Raw genomic sequence first — 20,963 nt, forward strand, 5'->3', positions numbered from 1 at the left:
TCACGATATCGCGCCCACACCAAGGTGAGGGCAATTCGCGGTGGCGCTTCAGCGGGTGCCTGATTCTCTTAGCCGATTCAACAGATCAGCAGCGGTGTCGCAGTCAGCCAAGAGTTGACCGACATGGTCTGCGGTTCCCCGGGAGGGCTCCATCATGGGCACCCGCCGCAGCGGCTCGTCGCCCACATCGAACACGATCGAATCCCAGTTGGCGGCCACAATGCTGGAGGCCCATCGTTTGAGGCACTGACCTCGAAAATAGGCCCGAGTGTCCAATGGCGGCTCGGTGATGGCTGCTTGCGCGCCGTCGGCGGAGATCAACGATTCCAACCCTGCCCTGGCCGCAACCGACCGCTCGGGCCGCAAGTCATGGTACTGGAGGTCGAGTGCGGCCAACCGAGCATCGTCAGGGCGCAGGTCGTGGCGCCGGGCCAAGCCCTGGATCAGCCGATACTTCGCCACCCAGTCAAGCTGGCCGGCCAGGGTTACGGGATCGGCTTCCAGACCGGCCAAGACCTGCTCCCACCGGTCGATAACCATCTCGCCCACCGAGCCGCCCACTGTGTCGAGCCCATGGCTGTCGGCATATTTCCGGGCCTGGTCCAACAGGTCCCACTGGATCTCCAGCGCAGTGGCAGAAGTTCCATCGGCCAGCTCCAGGGGTTTGGCCAGGCTCAGGTCGTAGGACACCTGCCGCATAGCGAGCACTGGCATTCGAAAGCGGAACTCCCGGGGCAAGACGTTGTCCTCCACCATGGCCAGGACAATGGCAGTGGTTCCCACCTTGAGGAAGGTCGCCACCTCCGACATGTTGGCGTCACCGGCGATCACGTGAAGGCGGCGATAGTGCCGGGCATCGGCGTGAGGCTCGTCCCGGGTGTTGATGATGGGGCGTTTGAGGGTGGTTTCCAGCCCCACCTCCTCCTCAAAGAAATCGGCCCGCTGGGTGATCTGGAACGGAACGTCTTCGGTAGTCAGACCCGGTGCCTCGGAGCCCACTTTGCCCGAGCCGGTGAAGATCTGGCGAGTCACCAAGTGGGCGGTGGCATGAATCACTATCTGGGAAAAAGGAGTGGCGCGCGCCATGAGGTAGTTCTCATGGCACCCATAGCTGTTGCCCTTGCCGTCGGAATTGTTCTTGTACACCACGAGCTCTTGGCCCGGGGGCAGTATCTGGGCGGCCGCTTCCATGGAGCGCCTGAGAATCAGTTCGGCGGCCTTGTCGTAGCGAGTCACGTCCAAGGCATTGCTGCACTCGGGGGTGGACAACTCGGGATGAGCATGGTCCACGTAGTAGCGAGCTCCGTTGGTAAGCACGGCATTCACCAAATGGGTCTCGATCTCGGGGGCCAGCGACCCCAAAGGAGCAATACCCCGGATGTCATTACCCGGCATCTCGTCTTCGAAATCCCAGGTCACTCCGGCAGCCGGTCCACCCTCCCCCGTGCGCTCAACTTCAGACAGATAGGAGTTGATAAGCAGGGACGAAGCCGCGATCGGATTGGCATCGTCGGTGCCGGTGTGCGCGATCCCGAACTCGGTCTCGATGCCGCAGATCTTGGGAACCGCCATGCAGGGCACGCTACATGACTTAGGGGGCGGGTCTGGGGCTCAGAGGTATTGGCCGGGGCCGATGGCCTCTATGGAGCGCCCGCCCTGGCTCGACTCCTCGTCGGACAAGAGCGTGCGGACGAACACGATTCGCTCCCCCTTCTTGCCCGAGATCTTGGCCCAGTCGTCGGGGTTGGTGGTGTTGGGCAGATCCTCGTGCTCCCGATACTCCTGATTCACCGACTTCAGCAGGTCGGTGACGTGGATGCCCGGCGCACCGCCGGCCAACAAACGCTTGATGGCCAGCTTCTTGGCCCGCCGTACCACGTTCTCGATCATGGCTCCGGAAGCAAAGTCCTTGAAGTACATGATCTCTTTGTCACCGTTCTGGTAGGTGACCTCCAAGAACTGGTTGCGCTCCTCTTCCAAGAACATCTCGGTCACGGTCTGCTCAATCATGGCCTGGATGGCCTTGTCGGGGTCGCCGCCGCCAAGACCTTCCACCATCTCGGCGGCGATGGGCAGCTCGGAGGTGAGATAGCGGGAGAAAATGGCACAGGCCGCGTCGGCGTCGGGACGCTGGATCTTGATCTTCACATCTAGACGCCCCGGCCTCAGGATCGCCGGGTCGATGAGGTCTTCCCGATTCGAAGCACCGATCACGATCACATTCCTCAGAGTCTCCACCCCATCGATCTCGGCCAAGAGCTGGGGCACCACGGTGGACTCCATATCAGAGCTGATCCCGGTGCCCCGGGTTCGGAAGAGAGATTCCATCTCATCGAAGAACACGATTACCGGCCACCCCTCGGCCGACTTCTCCCGAGCCCGTTGGAACACCAGGCGGATCTGGCGCTCGGTCTCACCCACGTACTTGTTCAGCAGTTCCGGACCCTTGATATTCAAGAAATAGGAGCGTGCTTCCCGGTCCGAGCTCATGTCGGCAACTTTGCTGGCCAGGGAGTTGGCCACCGCCTTGGCGATCAGGGTCTTGCCGCAGCCCGGCGGCCCGTACAACAAGATGCCCTTGGGTGCAGGCAACTGGTACTCGGCGAACAGATCCTGGTGAACGAAGGGGAGCTCAACCGCATCGGTGATCTGCTCGATCTGCTCGTCCAAGCCGCCGACCTGCTCGTAGGTGATATCGGGAACTTCCTCTAGCACGAGGTCTTCTACTTCGGGCCGGGGCAGGCGCTCAACGAGCAGACCCGAGCGAGAGTCCATAAGCGCAGTGTCCCCGCTCTTGAGCGGCTGGTCGATCATCTCGGTGGCCAACTCCACCACGCGCTCCTCGTCGGCCCGACCGACAATGAGCGCCCGCAGACCGCCGGCCAATACCTCCTTGATGGTCACCACTTCACCGGTGCCATCGCCCACCCGGGAAAGAACGACGTTCAGCGATTCGTTCAGAACAACCTCCTGTCCCCGGCTCAGCTCCTCAGACTCGATCTCGGGATGGAGGGCGACCCGCATCTTGCGACCCCCCGAGAACACATCCACCGTCCCGTCCTCGTTGCGACCCAACAGAGTCCCGTACGCCGACGGGGGCTGGGTGAGTTTGTCCACCTCATCCCGCAGTGCGGAAATATGCTCACGGGCTTCGCGAAGGGTATAGGTGAGCTTCTCGTTCTGGGAGACAGCCTTGGCCAGCTGTCCCTTGGTCTCCAAGAGCCGCTCTTCCAGGGTGCGGACCCGCTTGGGGGCATCCTGAAGCCGCTGGCGGAGAACGGCAATCTCTTCTTCAAGCGCTGCTACCTGCTCGGCTGGAGAAGACTCCTCTGGTGCGATACCTGCTTGCTCGGCTGGAGAAGACTCCTCTGGTGCGATACCTGTATCTGCCGCTGCGTCGCCGTCTGTCATACCAACGCGACTTTACACGCGCTTTATTCAATTTCCGCTGTATGGCCAAGGTCGACTTCCGGTCGGTTACACTGAAGGCTCACCCAGCGTCTACCATGCTTGCCGTCCGCTGCCTGTAATGAAAGGGCCACTGCACCGATGCAAATGAAGGTCTGGATCGATCAAGATCTCTGCACTGGTGACGGTCTCTGTGAAGAGATCGCCCCCGATGTCTTCACTCTGCTCGATGACGGTCTTGCCTACGTGAAAGAAGGCGACAAGGTCTTCAGCGAGCCGGGCGGCGTCGAAGGGCTGGCCATCGTGCCCGAAGGGCAGGAAGAGGCCACCATCGAGTCAGCCGAGGAATGCCCTGGGGAGTGCATCTTCATCGAGGTCTGAGCCTCTCCTCTAGATTCCCCTCCTAATCAGCGAGTCGACGGGCAGCAGTCACAAACCCGGTGTGGCCCACCATGCGATGCTCGGGCCTGACCGCGTCGCCTTTGATGTGCCAGCCACGATGAAGGACTTCCATGGTGGAAGCAAAGGCCCAAGGTCCGGAGTCGCAGGCTTCTCGCAGTTGCACTGCCTGAATGATGCTCGGGGTGTAGGCCACCAGGATCCCGCCGGGACACAGTGAAGCAGCCGCGTGGGGCACCACCCGCCAAGGCTCTGGCAGGTCGAGCACAATCCGATCCAAGCCCTCGGCGTCGATTCCCTGGTAACAGTCCCTGATTTCCACCTGGAAGCGATCAACGGCCTTCGCGCCGAGAAAGCCGGTTACGTTCTCGACTGCCTGTTGGGCGAAGTCCTCTCTGACCTCATAGCCCACCACCACTGCTCCAGCTCTCAGCAGGCTCAGCGACAGCGCCCCCGATCCCACTCCCGATTCCAATACCCGAGCACCGGGGAAGACGTCGGCGTGCATCAAGATGGCCGCGCTGTCCTTTGGGTACACCACCTGTGCTCCACGGGGCATCTTCAGCACATAGTCGCGGAGAGTGGGGCGCCAGACGGTCAGTTCAGCATTGCGGGTTGTACGTACCTGCGTTCCCTCGGGGCCGCCGATCAGCTCGTCGTGAGCCACCGACCCCGCGTGGGTGTGGAATTCACCGCCCTCGACCAGTGTGAGCAGATAGCGGCGACCCTTTCGGTCGGTGAGCAAGACCAACTCGCCGGCTTCAAGCGCCCGGCTCACTGCGATTCGTCGGAAAGATGGGAGATAATCAGGCTCTCGCCGGGCCGCAATTCCTGGGACAGCACCTTTCGCATCTGGCGGGTGCTCGCCATCCGACGCAAGAGTCGGACCCCCCAAACCGCCCCGCCCAAGATGAGCCACGCCCGGCTCCCGCCCACCACGCCACGCCTGATGGCCTGTCGACGCAAGTACCCCAGAGGATCTGGCATCCGATCAGACCCGGCGGACTTCGACCACGGTCCGGCTGGCCCGCCCGCGGCGACGCCCCAACATGAATGCCAACGCAACCAGCACGGCCAACACCACAATTCCCCCGGCCAGCGCCGGGGTGCGGGCCGCCTCTGCGGTGCCGTCCAAGCTGTGCTTCAGTTCTTCGAACTTGGCCTGGATGTCGTCTCTGTTTATCGCCTCGCGGCCCAAGTCCAGATCGCTCACGAACGGTCTCCTCTCGATGCTTGGCTTCTGAGCGCGAACACGCCGGCCAGAACGACAAGCAGTCCGACCAGCACAATTGCATAGGGCAGGGCGCTCATGTTGCCGTCGAACACCCCAGAGACCTCAGTTTGGAGCAGGCGCAATCCGGCAATGGTCAGGAAGATCAGCCCGATCCCGATGCTCAGCGCGCCTAGGACGCCGAGTTTCAGCGTCTTCCCCAAGTGGGTGAGCGGCGTGACGATCTCCTGTCGGCCATAGCCGATAAGCAGCGTCTTCAATTCGGCCAACGTTGCGTTGGGCGAATTCCCCTTTCGGGTAGCTTTTGAACGTTTGGACACGGCCTCCTCCTGCAACCGCTCAGCCTATCCGGGTGATTCCCACTACCCCATTTCGATTCTGGCTCGAATGATCTCTTCAGCGTCAGACAGAAGTTCAGCCAACAGGCCCAAGCGGAAAGTGGCATTGTCGGCGGTTAACAGCTTCTGTCTGTCGAGCGGCCCCATCGGAGAGAGAGCCGAGAGCTGCCAGACCGCAGTCGGGGGATCCTCAGATATCTCAAAGTCGGTGGGAGGGCCGGGCGCCCCCAATTCTGATTGCAATGCCAGAACCCGGCGCCACTGCGCCACCACCGAGGGCAGCTGGCGGGGCGCTTCTTCATCGTTGAATTGGCCGGTGTCGGGCCAATCTTGAACTTCGGCCCGAGGATAGGGGTCATCCTCCAGCCACTGGGAGACTTGAACCCGGCGTGTACCCCCGACCATGAGGCCCCAGCGGCCATCAGGAAACTCTTGGGCGTCGATGATCTTGGCCACCGTTCCGGCATAGGTGCGGGTATCACCACCCCCGACCTCGCTGCCCCGCTCGATGAGCACCACCCCGAACTCTCGGTCACCGTCCAGGCAGTCTCTTGTCATCTGCCGGTACCGGGGCTCGAACACATGGATCGGCACCACCATGGTGGGCAACAGCACCATCCCCAGTGGGAACATGGGCATCGTGGTTGCCTCGGTCATGTTGGCGTGATCCCGCGTCGACGTCAGCCGAGCCGAAGTGGTGCTAGTTGGATGTCGTCGAGGGTCGGCTTCGCTTCCAGGCTGGCCAAATGGCTGACGACACGGCTCTCCAGTTCCTTCAGAGCCTGGTTGTCCGGCGGGCCCTGCTGGTTGGCGATGAAAGCGAAGGTCAACTCTTGGTCACGGCCGATGTCGATATACCCCATCATCACCGAAGTGCCCGATGTCCCGCCTGACAGCGCTCTGATCCGCCCGGGGTTCTCGACGCCGGTGAATCGGCTCTGAAGCGGTCCGGCCTCGGCGGCGGTGGGCAGCAACTCACGGAACAGCGGGGCGTACTCATTGCTGTCTAGGAGTGCCGTGAACACCGGGCAGGTGGCCACATTGTCCGGATCAAGTCCCGAGCCGTCATCGAATTTGAGTGGTTGGAACTGATCGGAGTTGATCCCGACTCTGGCCAGCGTGTTGTTCATCGCCTGAAGTCCGGCTTGGGTGCTGCCCACCCCCGTGGTGACCCATCCGATTTCCTTGATCAGCATCTCGATGGTCTCGATATCCCGGTTGTCGAGAATCTGCCGATAGTGGGCAGAAAGCGGCGCTGATTCGATTGACGCCAGGATATAGAGCTCTTCTCCCTCCGGCACTCCCTCCGAGCGAGGGGTGCGGCGTATGACCACGTCCCGCGCCTCGAGCATGTCGTCGAACAGCGCCGCGGCATACCACGGTGGATCGTCCGCGACCACATAACCAACCGCCTCCTCATTGGCTTGAGTCGCGGTCTCTTCGGCTTCTAACTCTGGATCCGAAACCGGGAACTGCCGCCAGCCGTCGTCGAATTGCAAAGCCAGCAGGGTGCCGATGTTCTGGGACTCAATGGTCTCCTCCGGCCAAGAACCGTAGAACAGGTCGTCATAGCGAGTGGCGTCGCCCACCACCGCACCTGTCACCAGAGCCAAGCCATCGTCCACTAGATCCTGAGCCAGTTCCTCGATGGGAGTGCGGAGTTGGTTCTGGCCCAATTCCAGGGTGGCAGCAAACTCGCGGGTCAACAACAAGGGGTCGCCTCCACCGACTAGGTAGACATCTCCGTTGATCACGCCGCCCTCCATCGGAACCACCGACTGGACCGAGGTTGTAAAGGTGTGATCAGGTCCCAGCGTCTGGTGAGCCGTGGCCAGGGTGAGCAGCAGGGTGGCATCAGAAGGTGAAACCGGAGTGTTGGCGTAACCGTTCTCGCGAGGGTCAAAGGAGCTTCCATTCTGAGTCACATGGAGGCATGCAGAGACGGGGGAGCTAGCCATCAACTCGTCCAAAGTGTCGAAGAAGTCAGGCTCAGTGAGCGACGGGGCCAGCATGGAGGTGAGCCGGCGGGTGGAGACCAAAGGAGTACCCACACCCGGTGGAACAGTGTCGTCAGTGGCCACCTCCCCCAGATCGTCATGAAGCTGGTCGCTGAGCTGGTTCGAGCCGAATAGCGCGGCAAGGGCAATCACAAGCAGCAGAACGGGCATCACGATTCGGCGCACTGGAATTATCCTAGGAGGCGCTTGCGCCAGCGGGCGTACCACCACAGGTGGTGCAAAGCTCTCACCGCCCGGTCAGCGGAAGGAAAGCAATAGCTGCCCTGGGCAGCCAGCGTGGCCGGACCGGCGTTGTCAGGCTGGGTTATCCCCAGTTCGGTCGCGGCCAAAATGGGCTTGCCCGTTCGAGCGGAGGCATCGGCTGCGGCTTGGGCGAAGCGGCTGTCCTGGCGCTCATGGTACTCACAGATACGGGCCAGTTCGGCCGCCTCGAAGTACGGGCCCGACCGCAAGTGGGACGCAGTATTGGCCTGAATCCCCATACCCAGATAAATCACCGCGTCGACTTCTGGATGATCGGCAACGAGGTCAATGACCTCAGGAATGGTGTCGCGGCTCTCGCCCCCAGCCAGGTCGATCGGATTGCTGCGACTCCAGCGGGGCGGTACCAACCCATCGATGGCCTCCTTCAAGTCAGCGGGGAGGGGAATCAACTCAAGTTTCGACTTCGAGAGCGCGTCAGCGGCGATAACCCCCCATCCGCCCGCGCTGGACAGCACCAGAGTACGGGGCCCCGCAGGAAGGGGCTGGGTGGCGAAGGCGGCCACCGCGTCATAGGCCTCTTCGATGGTCTGAGCCCGTACCGCACCGCTCTGGCGCACCATCCCGTCGAAAATCCGATCGTCGGTTGCCAGCGCTCCCGTGTGGCTGGCCGCGGCCTGTGCTCCCCGCGGGGTGGTTCCCCCTTTGACCAGTACGACCGGCTTTGCCGCTGCCACTCTCTTGATAGCTGCGGCAAACGCTGGGCCGTCTTCTACTCCTTCGACATAGGCAGCCATGGCCTTGGTATGGGGATCGCTAGCAAACCACCCGAGATAGTCCACCACTCCCAACATGGCGGCGTTTCCCGCACTCACCGCTCGGCTGATGCCCACTCCGCTATGTGCCGCGTAGTTCATGAACGCCGAGACCAGATTGCCCGACTGGCTGGCTACTGCAATCGGCCCAGGGGGCGGAATGGGCGCCACGATCTGGGCGGCCAGCTTGGCCGGATTGGAAATCAGCCCCTGCCCATTCGGCCCCGCCACCACCATGCCCAGCGACCGGGCCAGTTGTACCAGTTCCTCTTCGGCTCGAGCCCCTTCGGAGCCTGCCTCCCGAAAGCCGCCTGAGGCGATGAATGCCGCGCCAACCCCTCTGCTGGCCGCCGATCTCAAGATCTCGGAGCACGTGTGGGGCGGAGTGCAGACGAAGACCAGGTCGGCTGCCCCCTCAGGTATATCGGCGACCGACTCCAATGCCTCGACTCCCAAAATGCTGGGTTGATCGGGGTTGGTGGCGAAGACCGGCCCGTCGAACCCTCCGGCCAACACGTTGTGAAGAGCAACGAAACCGAACTTGCCTGGATGCGTGGAGGCGCCAGCTACCACGATGCCCTGGGGGTTGAACAGAAGATCTAACGGTGGCCGACTCATGAGCCCGTCATCACCACCAGAGCGTCCACAGCCACCGGCAACCCGTCCCGGATCACCAGGGGATTTACGTCGATGGCCTCGACCCCTTCCCCTCCCCCGGCGTGAGCCAAGCCCAACAACGAGTCCACCAACGCGCCCTGGTCCACCGCAGGTTCGCCCCGGAGCGGAGCCATGAGGGCGGGAATGTCCAAGTCTTCGATCATGTCCTTGCAGTCGGCCTCGCTCACCGGAAGAAGCCGGAACACTGCCTCCCCTACTGCTTCGGCCAGAACGCCTCCCAAACCGAGCATGAGCGCGGGACCGAACTGCTCGGTGTGTACTACGCCGGCAATGAACTCTCGATACCCGGCAACCATCTCCGATACCAGCAGGGCCACCTCGCCGTCTTCTTCGACGGCTGCGGCCAGCAGCTCGTCGGCTGCGCTGCGCACCGCAGAGGAGTTGTCGAGACCCAGCCGCACCAACCCCCGTTCGCTCTTGTGGGCCAGCGACGAGCCGCACAGCTTTACCGCCACCGGACCGCCGATTTCGACCGCTGCGGCCACCGCCTCGTCGGCCGAGTGCGCCAGTTTGTCTCTGCTCACGGCAACGCCATGGCGAGCGAGAAGCTGCTTCGACTCGAACTCCGACAACACCCCCACCCCGAACACGCTACTTGCCTGTCTCTCCCTTTCTCACCCTGACGCCTCAGCGTTAGGCACTAGGTTCTGGGTCGTTCAACCTTCATGTAACCCCCCTCTGTCCTCTAGGGTCACATCCGTGGCTGTTGTTATCAGCAGCCGGTCCTAACCCATTGGGAGTTCAACTCGTGCAGATAGTGATCGCGATTGCGGTAGGCCTCGCGCTTACCCAGCTGGCCAATCTCGCCACCACCGTGTATTTGCACCGGGACCTGGCCCATAAGGCTGTTCAGATGCATCCCGCCATTCGCAGCTTCTTCAAAGTGTTCCTCTGGATGGCGACCGGAATCTCAGCCCGGCAGTGGGCCGCAGTCCACCGCAAGCACCATGCGTACACCGATGCCCCTGAAGACCCCCACTCACCAGCCCGGTTGGGCTGGCTTCGCGTGCAGCTCACCAATGCCGCCCTCTATCGGCGATCGGCCCGCGACCCCCGCACCACTGAGCGCTACGCCAAAGACATCCCCATCACCCTGCCCGACCGCATCCTGCTAAACCGGGGGATCATCGGTTTGGCCTTGGGAGTCGCCATCTTGGTGTTGTTGCTGGGCTGGGTGCCTGGTCTAGTGGCCTCAGCGGTCCATACCGTGGGCTATATCGGCTTGGGCGGCTCGGTAAACGGGGTGGCCCACACATTCGGCCGCCGACCGTTCGACAACAGCGCCACCAACGTCACCTGGTTGGCCTGGCTCACCTGCGGCGAGGGCTACCACAACAACCACCATGCCGCCCCGACATCGGCTCGCTTCGCCCGACGGTGGCACCAATTCGACCTGGGCTGGTGGTTCATCTGCGTGGCCAGCTGGCTCGGTTTGGCTCAAATTCGCCATGCCGACGTCGACGCGCTGGCCTCTCGCTCCACCACCTCTGTTCAGGTTTGACGAAGAACCTCCCCCCATTTGTGTAACGCAACGTTTTTTCCGCTGACGGAGCGCGCCGTCGGACTAGCGTGCAGGTAGTGAGCAGGTATGGGGCCGCTTTATCCGAGCATCCTGACTCGGCTAACGCCGCAGGAGAGGTAATCGGCGAGATCCTCGAAGCGGTGGGACCCTCCCCCGACTTAGCAGTGCTGTTCACCTCGGCCTCCCATCAGGAAGCGATCAACGAAATTGCCGATGCCATCCACCAGGTCTTGGCACCGTCTGTTCTCATCGGCACCACCGCGGTGTCAGTGATCGGCGGCCCGCTCGAAGTCGAGGAGCACCCGGCTGTTTCGCTTTGGGCCGCATCCCAATGCCCCGCCCGGGCGGTGCGACTCGAAGCAGTCCGCGGCCCCGACGGCTGGGCAGTGGGCGGGATTCCCGTCGATGCCGAGGGAACACTGCTGGTGGTTCCCGATCCATTCACCTTCCCCAGTGATGCCCTGCTGAACGCGGGACCGCCTATGACCGTGGTGGGAGGTCTGGCCTCTGCCGCTGGCCGGCCGGGAGGCAATCGCCTGGTTCTGGGCCATCAGGTCTACGACGACGGTGCGGTAGGCGTCATCCTCGATCCCCAGGTCAAGGTTCGCACCGTTGTCTCTCAGGGTTGCCGCCCCATTGGCCAGCCCTTCACCGTGACCAAGTCTGAGGACAACATCGTCTCGGAGATGGGAGGCCGCCCGGCGGTGGACCGCCTGCGGGAGACCCTTTTGGCGCTAGACGAGGCCGACCGGACCCTGGTATCGAGAGGACTCCATATCGGCATTGTCATCGACGAGCACAAATCAGAATTCCACCGGGGCGACTTTTTGATCCGGGGATTGATCGGTGCCGACGAGCAAACTGGCGCACTGGCGGTGGGCGACTCGGTCGAAGTCGGCACCACAGTCCAATTCCAGGTGCGGGACGCTGCCACCGCAGACGAGGATCTGCGCGAGCTGATGGCTGACGCTTCCGCTGGGTCGGCCTTGGTATTCACGTGCAACGGCAGGGGGACCCACTTGTTCGAAGGCCCCGACCACGACGCGGCCGTGGTCCACGAGGCTCTGGAGAGAGCGCCGGTGGCCGGGATGTTCTGCGCCGGTGAACTCGGGCCGATCGGGGGCCGCAATTTCCTCCACGGATTCACCGCTTCGGTGGTGCTGTTCCCATGACCATCCGACATTTCCCATGACCATCTGAAAGGACCGGCCAATTTATGCCCGCGTTCCCCGCCGCTCTCGAAAGCCAAGGCATCAGCGTGATCCGCGGCCTTGCCATGGACGCCCCTCACCAAGCCCGCTCCGGGCATCAGGGGACGGCCATGGCTATGGCACCACTGGCCCATGTGCTTTGGACCCGAATAATGAGCTACGACGCCGACGACCCGACTTGGCCCGACCGGGACCGGTTCGTGCTCAGCGCCGGCCACGCCTCCATTCTGCTGTACTCGATGCTCCATTTGACCGGCCAAGGGCTGACCCTGGACGACCTGCGGGACTTCCGCCAGTGGGGAAGCCGCACTCCCGGACATCCTGAGGCCGGTCACACCGCGGGTGTGGAGGTCACAAGCGGGCCGCTAGGCCAAGGAATCGCCAACGCGGTGGGAATGGCCCTGGCCGAGCGCTGGCTGCGTCACCGCTTCGGCGCCGATGTCTGCGATCACCGGGTGTTCGCTCTATGCAGCGACGGCGACCTCTCCGAGGGGATCAGCCATGAGGCTGCCTCGCTGGCTGGGCATCAGCGCCTCGATCGGCTGGTCTGCCTGTACGACGACAACCGGATCACCATTGACGGGCCGACCGACCTATCACTGTCTGACGACGCGGCCCAGCGATTCGAGGCCTACGGCTGGCATGTGGTGGACCTGGGTGAGGCTGCCGAGGATCTTGATGCCCTCGAAACAGGAATCAGAACGGCAATGGCAGTGGACGACGCTCCGTCGATGGTCATTGTCCGCAGTCATGTCGCCTTTCCCTCCCCGGGCCAAACCGATAACCACGAGGCCCACGGCTATTCGCTGTTCGACGAGGAGATAGCGGCTACCAAGGCAGTGATGGGACTGCCGGCCGACAAATCCTTCTATGTACCCGACGACGTGCTCGATGCCTACCGGGCGGCTGGTCGCCGGAGTGCCTCCGAGCGGTTGGCCTGGCAACAACAGGTGGAAGCACTTGGACCCCAGCGTTCGGAGTACGAGGCTTGCCTGGCTGGCCGGGGGCTTCCCGGCTGGGAGAACAAGCTCCCGTCGTGGCCCGCTGGCGAGTCGGTAGCCACCCGCAAGGCCAGCTCGGCCTGCCTCAATGCCATGGCCGATGTCGTCCCGGGCCTGATCGCGGGCGGCGCCGACCTCACCGGCAACACCGGAACCAGCCTCTCCGACGCCGAACCGCTCAGCTCGACCCACCCTGCCGGACGCCAGATCTACTTCGGCATTCGAGAGCATGCCATGGGTGCGGTGCTCAACGGAGCCGCCCTGCACGGAGGCGTGGTCCCGATAGGGGGCACCTTCCTGGTGTTCAGCGACTACATGAGGCCCGCAGTTCGATTGGCTGCATTGTCGGGGGCCCACAGCATCTTCGTGTGGAGCCACGATTCCGTGGGGGTCGGCGAGGACGGCCCCACCCACCAGCCGATCGAGCACGTCATGTCGCTACGGGCCATTCCCGGCCTGCGAGTGTTCCGTCCGTCCGACGGCAACGAGGTGGCGGAAGCTTGGCGGCTGGCTGTCGATCTCGATGGCCCCAGCGCCATGATCCTGACCCGACAGAACGTGCCTGTCTTGGAGGGAACCGCGGCTAACGACGGCGTGGCCCGAGGCGCCTACACCTTGGTCGACCGGCCCAACCCCGAAGTGATACTGGTGGGCTCCGGCAGCGAGGTATCGCTCTGCGTCGACGCGGCAACCGCTCTGTCGGAACAGGGCGTAAGCGCTCGAGTGGTCTCTATGCCCTGCTGGGAGTTGTTCGCCGAACAAGACCCGGCCTACCAGGAAGGCGTCCTGTTGCCGGGAGTGCCCAAGCTGTCGGTGGAAGCCGGGGTAACACTGGGCTGGGAGCGGTGGGTGGACCTTCCTGTGGGCATCGACCGCTTCGGGGCGTCGGCACCAGGGGCGGAGGTGCTGGACAAGCTGGGGATGAACCCGGCCAACGTAGCCGCTCAGGCGGTATCGCTGATCGAGAGCGAGGAGCAACAAAGATGAGCAGTCTCCACGACTTGTACCGCGAGCACGGGCAGAGCCCTTGGCTCGACAATCTGCGCCGAGAGTGGATCGTCAACGGTGAGCTGGACCGCTGGGTGGAGCGCGGCGTGCGAGGACTCACTTCCAATCCCAGCATCTTTCAGAAGGCCATGACCTCGGGGGGCGAATACGACGAGCAGTTCGCCGGATTGCTGGCCGACGGATTGAGCGTTGCCGATGGCTATTGGGAGCTCGTGCTCACCGACATCGGGGGTGCCCTTGACGCGCTCGCCCCGGTACACGACACCAGTGACGGCCTGGATGGCTTCGTCTCGGTGGAGGTCGATCCCAAGCTGGCTCGCGATACCGATGGCACCCTGGCCGCGGCCCGGGCGCTCCACCAGCGCGTCAACCGCTCCAATCTCTACGTGAAGATCCCCGGGACCGCTGAGGGCCTTCCCGCCATCGAGGCCATGACCGCTGAAGGGCGCAGCATCAACGTGACCCTCTTGTTCTCGCTGTCCCGCTACGCCGAGGTGATCGAGGCCTATCTCCGCGGCCTAGAGGCTTGCCCCGGCGACCTGTCATCAGTTTCCGGGGTGGCCTCCTTCTTCATCAGCCGCACCGACACCGAAGTGGACCGACGTCTGGAGGCCATTGGCACTCCAGAGGCGCTGGCCCTGCGGGGTCAAACTGCGGTGGCCCAAGGTCAGGTGGCCTACAAATTATTCACAGAGCAGTTCACCGGGCCCCGCTGGGAGGCCCTGAAAGCCAGAGGGGCACGAGTGCAAAGGCCGCTGTGGGCTTCCACTTCCACCAAGAACCCGGCTTATCCTGACACTCTGTATGTCGATCAGCTCATCGGGCCCAACACTGTGAACACGCTGCCTGACGCCACCCTGGAAGCATTCACCGACCACGGAACACTGGCCCGTACCGTGGATGCCGACCCCGACGCCGCCCAGTCGATTCTGGATGGAGTCGCCAATGTCGGCGTAGACCTCGATGAGGTGGCCGACCGGCTGGAGGACGAGGGGGTGTCAGCCTTCGTGAAGTCATTCGACGACTTGCTGGAAAGCCTGGCCACAACCGCCGATCGATTGACGGAAGGCCATCGGTGACAATTACCGACACCGGCAGTCATAGCCTTCTGGATCTGGACCGGGCCGAACTCATGGCCCAGGCCCGAGAGATTCGGGATCGAGCGCACGGTGCCCGGGTGACCTATTCCCCGAAGGTGTTCATCCCCCTCACCATGCTGTGCCGGGACAAGTGCGGCTACTGCACCTTCGCCCAGCCTCCGGCCCGGTTGGAGTCGCCCTACCTCAGCGATCACGACGTGCTGGCCATCGCCGAATCGGGAGCGGCCGCCGGCTGCCACGAAGCGCTCTTCACCTTGGGCGAGCGCCCCGAACTGCGCTACCCCGATGCCGCAAAGTGGCTGAATCAGCACGGATTTGCCTCCACCGTGGACTACCTGGCCCATGCCACCCGGCTCGTGGTGGACAAGACCGGGCTGCTCCCCCACGCCAACGCCGGGGCGCTCTATTCCGAGGAACTGGCCCTGCTCCGCAAGACCGCCCCATCGCAGGGGATGATGCTCGAGACGCTGGCCGATCTGGACTGCCATCGGGGATCACCCGACAAGACCCCCGACCGGCGCTTGGCCACTTTGGAGACCGCGGGCCGACTGGCCATCCCGTTCACCACCGGAATCCTGGTGGGGATCGGAGAAACTCGCGCCGACCGAGTCGACGCCCTGGAGGCCATCGCTGAATCTCATCGGCGCTGGGGCCACATTCAAGAGGTCATCGTCCAGAATTTCCTGCCCAAGCCGGGCACGGCCATGCACGCGACCCCGCCCTGCGACGGCGACGAGTATCTGGAGGCCATCGCTCTCGCTCGCCTCATCCTGCCTGAGGAGATCCACCTTCAGGCCCCGCCCAACCTCTCTGACGACTTTGGTCGGCTGCTCGATGCGGGCATCGACGATTGGGGAGGGGTCTCCCCCGTCACCGCCGACCACGTGAACCCTGAGCGCCCATGGCCTGCCCTCGAACGATTGCGGGCAGTCACAGAGGCCAAGGGGTTCGCTTTGGCGCCTCGGCTGACCGTGTATCCAGAGTACGCACTCGACTCCGAGCGATGGCTCGATCAGGACATGCGTTTCCCAGTGCTTGACCGCAGCGATGCCGAGGGTCTGGGACGATCCGATGACGGCGGCTGGTACTCCGGCGCTGATGCCGCACCACCGCAGTTGCTCGCGCCACCGTCCGACCAGAGCGCAACCCCGGCTGGAGCCAATGCCCAGCCCTCGGTGCTGCTGGCCACAGCCCCTGAAATGGGTGTCCTGGCTGGCCAGGCTGCTAGCGGAGGTGCGGTAGGCGAAGTAATTGCCGGCGTCCGGGCTGGCCAAGAAGTCGGGGTCGAAGAGATCGTGACCCTTTTTGGTGCTCGGGGACCCGAGGTCCGATCGGTGGCTGCGCTGGCCGACGAGCTACGCCAAAGCGCGGTGGGAGACGAGGTCACCTGGGTGTCCAACCGCAACATCAACTACACCAACGTGTGTACGTTCAAGTGCCGGTTTTGTGGATTCTCCAAGGGCCCGCTGTCGCTCAACCTGCGAGGCGACCCCTACCTGCTGAGCCTGGACGACATCGCCGAGCGCACGGTAGAGGCGGCCGAGGCCGGTGCCACGGAGGTCTGCTTGCAAGGCGGCATCCACCCCAACTTCGACGGCGACTACTACATCGACGTCACCCGGGCGGTGAAAGACGCGGTCCCCGACATCCATGTCCACGGATTCACCGCCCTTGAGGTCACTGAGGGCGCCCGACGCCTGGAAGAGCCGCTGGCCGACTATCTGCGCCGATTGATGGACGCCGGCCTCCGCTCACTGCCCGGCACGGCCGCGGAGATTCTCGACGATGAGATTCGGGCGGTGATCTGCCCCGACAAGATCGACACCGGCGAGTGGTTGGAGGCTCACCGCACCGCCCATGGCCTCGGCTTGCGGTCCAACGTGACCATCATGTTCGGCACGGTCGAGCAGCCCGTACACTGGGCTCGCCACCTGGTCCGCACCCGCGAACTCCAAAAGGAGACCGGCGGGTTCACCGAATTCGTCCCGCTGCCGTTCGTCCACATGGCCGCCCCCATCTACCTGCAAAAGCGATCCCGACGAGGCCCCACCTTCCGGGAGGCATTGCTGATGCACGCCGTGGGCCGTATCGCCTACCACGGGTGGATCCACAACATCCAGGCATCATGGGTGAAGTTGGGCATGGCGGGAGCCGCCCAGATGCTCCAAGCCGGCGTGAACGACCTAGGCGGCACCCTCATCAACGAGAACATCTCGAGGGCTGCCGGCGCGTCCCACGGCCAAGAAGCAACCGAGGACGACCTTCGAGCCCTGTGCGCCCCCCTGGGCCGCACCCTCCGCCAGAGAACCACCCTCTACGACGCGGTAGCCGTCTAGCCCAAGATCTGGATCGCCTTTTCGACTGACCGGCGGGCGCGGGTCAGCTTCTTCTCCTCTTCGGGCCGCGTCGTCGCTCCCTCTTCTACCGCGTCGCGCAGCACTGACATAGCCAGATCATCGAGTTGCTCGGCGATCTGTTCGAGCTGCTCTCGGATGTGCTCAGCGGTCATAGTTGATTGCCTCGTCCACGATCTCCAAGGGGTGGCGCACGTCCACCCCGGCATTGGCCAAGTGAATGGTGCAGCCAGGGTTGGCGCTGGCCACGATATCGGCGCCGGAGCGGTTGATGGCCTCAAGCTTGCGATCACGGATCGATGCTGCAAGTTCCGGTTGCATGGCAGCGTAGGCACCGCCCGCCCCACAGCACAGACCCTCGTCGTCCAAAGTCACCACTGTGGCGTAGCGGGACAACACATCGGCCACCGATTGATGGGCTCGCTGCACATGGCGCAGATGGCAGGGATCGTGAATCGCGACGGTCACATCCTGGCGCCGCTCCCCTACCGATGGCAGTCGGTCAGCTTGGACCGCCAGCCATTCATGCACGTCCACCACCCGCTCGCTGAAGGCAACGGCCTCCGGGGTGCCCAAATGCTTGCCGTACTCCTTGAGGGCGGCCCCACACCCAGCCGAATCCACGAGAATCGGGGCTGAACCTTCCAGAGCGCCCATCGTTCGGATAGCCAATGCGCGGGCATGGTTCTCCAAGCCGGCATGCAGCGACAACGCGCCGCAACACCCGGCGGCTGCGCCTGGAAGGTCCACCCCGACCCCGGCAGACTCCACCACTCGCTTCACCGCGGCATGGGTCGACCGCTGCCAGGCATCCATCACGCATCCGGTGAAGAGCCACACCTCGTCGCCCGAAGCCCGAAGCCGATCTTGTATCAGGGGAATCTTGGGCAGTCCCAACCGTTTGGACGGCACCAGCCGCAGCCGTTGGACCATGGCCAGCGCCCGAGACAGCAGATTCAACAGCCAGCGATGGCCGAGTACTCGGAATCCCCAGCGCCGCCAATCGATACGACGGCGGCTAGCCAAGGAGGCTTGTGTGGCCTCCATCATCGAGCCGAACGGCACACCGGAGGGACAAGCCGGCTCGCACCCTCGGCACTGAACACACGAGTCCATCGAGGCTAGGAAAGCCCGGTCGATTGCCATGCCGTGATCTTGCACCTGGCGCATGGCGCTGATACGCCCTCGAGGGGAGGCCCACTCTTCCCCAGTCACCCGAAATGTCGGGCAGTGGGGCAAACACAGCCCACACGCCACGCACGAAGTCAGTTCTTCGGGATCGATTCCCAGCGAGACCCTTGCACTCATACTGCCGCCAAAGGATCGCGCCCGGGATTGAGCCGACCACGGGGGTCGAACTCGGCTTTCAGCCGCCGATGCAAGGCAGCTACCGCGGGGGCGGGGTCGGGGACTAGACAGGGCTCGGCCACGTAAGCCACCCCGGCCCCAATCTGCACCAGATAGTCCCCCGAAAATCCTCCGGTATCCAGCGCTCCTGCCGGCACCCGGTGCGCAGGCAGTGGCGGTGGGCCGTCCTCCGGTTTGCACCCCAGCGACCGGGCCAGTTCGGCCTCGGACTCCACATCGGCCTCGTGGCCTTCCAGATGGACCCATACCGTTTGACCATCCCACAGGATCGACGACGGCCGGTACAGATGCCGCCGAAGCTCCGTCGGATCGCCCACACCAGCCAGCCATTGCCGAGCAGCAGGTCGAGGCCAAGTGCGCAATATCACTTCGCCGAGCAATCCCAATGTTCCCAGCGATCCCACCAGCAGCCGGCACAGATCGAAGCCCGAGACGTTCTTCACCGTCGGCCCGCCCGCGGTGACCAATTGGCCGTCGTCGGAAACATAGACCGTCTCCAACAGGGCGTCCCGGAGCCGCCCTCGGCCCAAGGCGTGTAGGTCGTCGCGGCCCACCGCCAACACGCCGCCGACAGTGGCACCCGGTATCAAGGGCAGGTTGGCTCGCTGACCGGCCTCGGCCAGCGCGGCGTCAAGCTCCTCAACCGGGGTACCGGCCCCCACCCGGATGGTCATGTCGGCGGGATCGAAGCCGCGCACTCCAGCCGGGGCCTGCACCAGGTGGGTCCCTTCTGGGCACTGGCCACCGATTTCCCAATGGGTTCGCCCGCCGACCACAGCCACCGGTCCGTCCGTCCCCACCTCGGCGGCGAACGATTCCAGATCTACTGGCGCCTCTCGGCTAGACACTTATCCCCAAACCCCTTCGGGGATCTTGTCGAGCGCCTTCACATCGGCACAGCTCGCTCCGGTGGGCAGCACCTTGCCGGGGTTGGCCATCTCGTCGGGGTCGAACGCCCGCCGCAGCCGAGCTTGGGCGTCCAGATCAGCCTCGCTGAACATCAGCGGCATGAAATCCCGCTTTTCGATGCCGATGCCGTGCTCACCCGACAGCACACCGCCCACCGCCAGCGAGGCTTCGATGATGGCCGATCCGGCGGCATGCACCCGATCCATGATTCCCGGTTCCCGGCCGTCGTACAGCAACAGCGGATGAAGGTTGCCGTCACCGGCATGGAACACGTTCATCACCTGCAAGTCGTGCTCGTCCACGATCTCGTACACCTGGTTCATCACCTCAGCCAGTCGAGTCCGGGGAACCACCGTGTCGTGCAGGTAGTAGTTGGGTTTGATCTGGGCAATGGCCCCGAACGCGCTCTTGCGCCCCTTCCATATCAATGCGCGCTCGTGGTCGTCGGCGGCCCGGCGCACGCTCCCGCCTCGCTCAACAGCAAGTTCGGCCACGCGGTCAGCTTCGGCCGCTACTCCGCCAGGAAGGCCGTCCACCTCCACGATCACCACCGCGGCCGCATCGGTGGGGAACCCGGCCCCCACGAAATTCTCCACTGCCCAGATGATGTTCTTGTCCATCATCTCGATGGCCGCAGGCACGATTCCGTCGGCGATCACCGCGCTCACAGTCTGGGCTGCCGCGTCAACCGAGTCGAAGGCCAACAGCAGAGTCTGTACTGCGGGGGGATTCGGGGTGAGCCGCACGGCGATGGCGGTCGTGACCCCAAGCATCCCCTCCGAACCCACATACGCCCCCCGCAGGTCCAAGCCGGGGGTCCAGCCGTCGGGATCGCCCAGCACTACGGCCTCGCCCGACATGAGCACCACCTCGGCGGCCAGGACATGGGCGCTGGTCACTCCGAGGGCCAAACAATGAGGACCGCCCGCGTTGGTACCTACATTGCCGCCCAGAGAGCACACCTGCTGGCTGGACGGATCGGGAGCAAAATGCAGGCCATGTGGCGCAAGAGCCCGACTGAGATCCAGGTTGATCATGCCCGGCTGCACCCAGGCCACTCGCTGGTCGGCATCCACCGACACAAGTCGGTTCATCTTGGTAGTAACCACCACCACCGGCTCTTCCAAAGGAACCGCTCCCCCGGCCAGCCCGGTCCCCGCTCCCCGGGGTACCACCGCCCGGCCATGACGGCGAGCTGCATCCACGCAGCCCTGCACTTCCTCAGTGCTGATCGGGAAGCACACCGGTCCGGCTCGGCCGCCTTCGAAGATCGAAGCGTCCCGACCCATAATCGAGCGCTCCAACGGGGCTACCCTCACCCGGTCGGCAGGCAGCACCTGCCGAAGGTCTCGCATCAAGGGGTCGGCCTTTCGAAACTTCATCCGCCAGTAGAATACCGGCA

Annotated in this window: 20 protein-coding genes; 6 read left to right on the forward strand and 14 right to left on the reverse strand. The window is 63.8% G+C overall.

Annotated elements, in window-relative coordinates:
- Window positions 1–48: 48 nt before the first annotated feature.
- Both dop and arc read right to left on the reverse strand, forming a co-directional pair.
- Entirely contained in the window at window positions 49–1,572 is a 1,524-nt protein-coding gene (gene dop, locus ACOQPI_RS13580; RefSeq protein WP_420620159.1) for a depupylase/deamidase Dop, read from the reverse strand.
- A gap of 39 nt (window positions 1,573–1,611) precedes the next feature.
- Window positions 1,612–3,411 carry a proteasome ATPase gene (gene arc, locus ACOQPI_RS13585; RefSeq protein ID WP_420620160.1) on the reverse strand — a complete coding sequence of 600 codons (1,800 nt, stop codon included), beginning with the start codon at window positions 3,409–3,411 and terminating at the stop codon, window positions 1,612–1,614.
- A gap of 144 nt (window positions 3,412–3,555) precedes the next feature.
- On the opposite strand from arc, the gene ACOQPI_RS13590 reads away from it, so the two are divergent.
- Window positions 3,556–3,789, forward strand: coding sequence for a ferredoxin (locus tag ACOQPI_RS13590; protein WP_419851045.1), 234 nt, complete (start codon window positions 3,556–3,558; stop codon window positions 3,787–3,789).
- Between the two features lie 22 nt (window positions 3,790–3,811).
- On the opposite strand, the gene ACOQPI_RS13595 is transcribed toward ACOQPI_RS13590, so the two are convergent.
- Genes ACOQPI_RS13595 through ACOQPI_RS13630 form a run of 8 tightly spaced genes read right to left on the reverse strand, consistent with a single transcriptional unit; the run spans window position 3,812 to window position 9,678 of the window.
- On the reverse strand, window positions 3,812–4,585 hold the full coding sequence (locus ACOQPI_RS13595) for a tRNA (adenine-N1)-methyltransferase (protein WP_420620161.1): 774 nt from the start codon (window positions 4,583–4,585) through the stop codon (window positions 3,812–3,814).
- Entirely contained in the window at window positions 4,582–4,794 is a 213-nt protein-coding gene (locus ACOQPI_RS13600; RefSeq protein ID WP_420620162.1) for a hypothetical protein, read from the reverse strand. The genes ACOQPI_RS13595 and ACOQPI_RS13600 overlap by 4 nt, the downstream gene beginning before the upstream one ends.
- Before the next feature lie 4 nt (window positions 4,795–4,798).
- Window positions 4,799–5,020: a hypothetical protein gene (locus tag ACOQPI_RS13605; protein ID WP_420620163.1), complete on the reverse strand. Its 222-nt coding sequence runs from the start codon at window positions 5,018–5,020 to the stop codon at window positions 4,799–4,801.
- A complete protein-coding gene (locus ACOQPI_RS13610; RefSeq protein WP_420620164.1) occupies window positions 5,017–5,373 on the reverse strand; it encodes a hypothetical protein in 357 nt (118 codons plus the stop codon). The genes ACOQPI_RS13605 and ACOQPI_RS13610 overlap by 4 nt, the downstream gene beginning before the upstream one ends.
- A gap of 27 nt (window positions 5,374–5,400) precedes the next feature.
- On the reverse strand, window positions 5,401–6,015 hold the full coding sequence (locus tag ACOQPI_RS13615) for an LON peptidase substrate-binding domain-containing protein (protein WP_420620165.1): 615 nt from the start codon (window positions 6,013–6,015) through the stop codon (window positions 5,401–5,403).
- A 41-nt stretch (window positions 6,016–6,056) separates the two neighbouring features.
- Window positions 6,057–7,559 (reverse strand): D-alanyl-D-alanine carboxypeptidase, encoded by a 1,503-nt coding sequence (locus tag ACOQPI_RS13620; protein WP_420620166.1) that lies wholly within the window; start codon window positions 7,557–7,559, stop codon window positions 6,057–6,059.
- Window positions 7,560–7,564: 5 nt separating this feature from the next.
- The gene (locus ACOQPI_RS13625; RefSeq protein WP_420620167.1) at window positions 7,565–9,028 is read right to left on the reverse strand and encodes an acetate--CoA ligase family protein; all 1,464 of its coding nucleotides are present in this window, start codon (window positions 9,026–9,028) and stop codon (window positions 7,565–7,567) included.
- Complete coding sequence (locus ACOQPI_RS13630) at window positions 9,025–9,678, reverse strand: acetate--CoA ligase family protein (protein ID WP_420620168.1); 654 nt, start codon at window positions 9,676–9,678, stop codon at window positions 9,025–9,027. The genes ACOQPI_RS13625 and ACOQPI_RS13630 overlap by 4 nt, the downstream gene beginning before the upstream one ends.
- A 158-nt stretch (window positions 9,679–9,836) precedes the next feature.
- Here ACOQPI_RS13630 and ACOQPI_RS13635 point away from each other — a divergent pair, with 158 nt between their 5' ends.
- The 5 genes from ACOQPI_RS13635 to ACOQPI_RS13655 all read left to right on the forward strand — a co-directional run bounded on the left by ACOQPI_RS13635 (window position 9,837) and on the right by ACOQPI_RS13655 (window position 17,266).
- Window positions 9,837–10,589 carry a fatty acid desaturase gene (locus ACOQPI_RS13635; RefSeq protein WP_420620169.1) on the forward strand — a complete coding sequence of 251 codons (753 nt, stop codon included), beginning with the start codon at window positions 9,837–9,839 and terminating at the stop codon, window positions 10,587–10,589.
- Window positions 10,590–10,666: 77 nt separating this feature from the next.
- On the forward strand, window positions 10,667–11,782 hold the full coding sequence (locus ACOQPI_RS13640; protein WP_420620170.1) for an FIST signal transduction protein: 1,116 nt from the start codon (window positions 10,667–10,669) through the stop codon (window positions 11,780–11,782).
- 44 nt (window positions 11,783–11,826) lie between these two features.
- Window positions 11,827–13,809 carry a transketolase gene (gene tkt, locus ACOQPI_RS13645; RefSeq protein ID WP_420620171.1) on the forward strand — a complete coding sequence of 661 codons (1,983 nt, stop codon included), beginning with the start codon at window positions 11,827–11,829 and terminating at the stop codon, window positions 13,807–13,809.
- Complete coding sequence (gene tal / locus ACOQPI_RS13650; RefSeq protein WP_420620172.1) at window positions 13,806–14,909, forward strand: transaldolase; 1,104 nt, start codon at window positions 13,806–13,808, stop codon at window positions 14,907–14,909. Before tkt ends, tal begins: the two co-directional genes overlap by 4 nt.
- Entirely contained in the window at window positions 14,906–17,266 is a 2,361-nt protein-coding gene (locus ACOQPI_RS13655) for a bifunctional FO biosynthesis protein CofGH (RefSeq protein WP_420620173.1), read from the forward strand. The genes tal and ACOQPI_RS13655 overlap by 4 nt, the downstream gene beginning before the upstream one ends.
- Here the strand turns inward: ACOQPI_RS13655 and ACOQPI_RS13660 are convergent.
- The 4 genes from ACOQPI_RS13660 to ACOQPI_RS13675 are packed head-to-tail and all read right to left on the reverse strand — an operon-like array spanning window position 17,263 to window position 20,943.
- A complete protein-coding gene (locus ACOQPI_RS13660) occupies window positions 17,263–17,439 on the reverse strand; it encodes a hypothetical protein (protein WP_420620174.1) in 177 nt (58 codons plus the stop codon). The genes ACOQPI_RS13655 and ACOQPI_RS13660 overlap by 4 nt on opposite strands.
- Entirely contained in the window at window positions 17,429–18,592 is a 1,164-nt protein-coding gene (locus tag ACOQPI_RS13665; RefSeq protein ID WP_420620175.1) for a (Fe-S)-binding protein, read from the reverse strand. Before ACOQPI_RS13665 ends, ACOQPI_RS13660 begins: the two co-directional genes overlap by 11 nt.
- Complete coding sequence (locus ACOQPI_RS13670; protein WP_420620176.1) at window positions 18,589–19,500, reverse strand: FAD-binding protein; 912 nt, start codon at window positions 19,498–19,500, stop codon at window positions 18,589–18,591. The genes ACOQPI_RS13665 and ACOQPI_RS13670 overlap by 4 nt, the downstream gene beginning before the upstream one ends.
- The gene (locus ACOQPI_RS13675) at window positions 19,501–20,943 is read right to left on the reverse strand and encodes an FAD-binding oxidoreductase (protein ID WP_420620177.1); all 1,443 of its coding nucleotides are present in this window, start codon (window positions 20,941–20,943) and stop codon (window positions 19,501–19,503) included.
- Between the last annotated feature and the right edge of the window lie 20 nt (window positions 20,944–20,963).

The sequence above is a fragment of the Candidatus Poriferisocius sp. genome (assembly GCF_965219815.1).
Classification (GTDB): domain Bacteria; phylum Actinomycetota; class Acidimicrobiia; order Acidimicrobiales; family Bin134; genus Poriferisocius.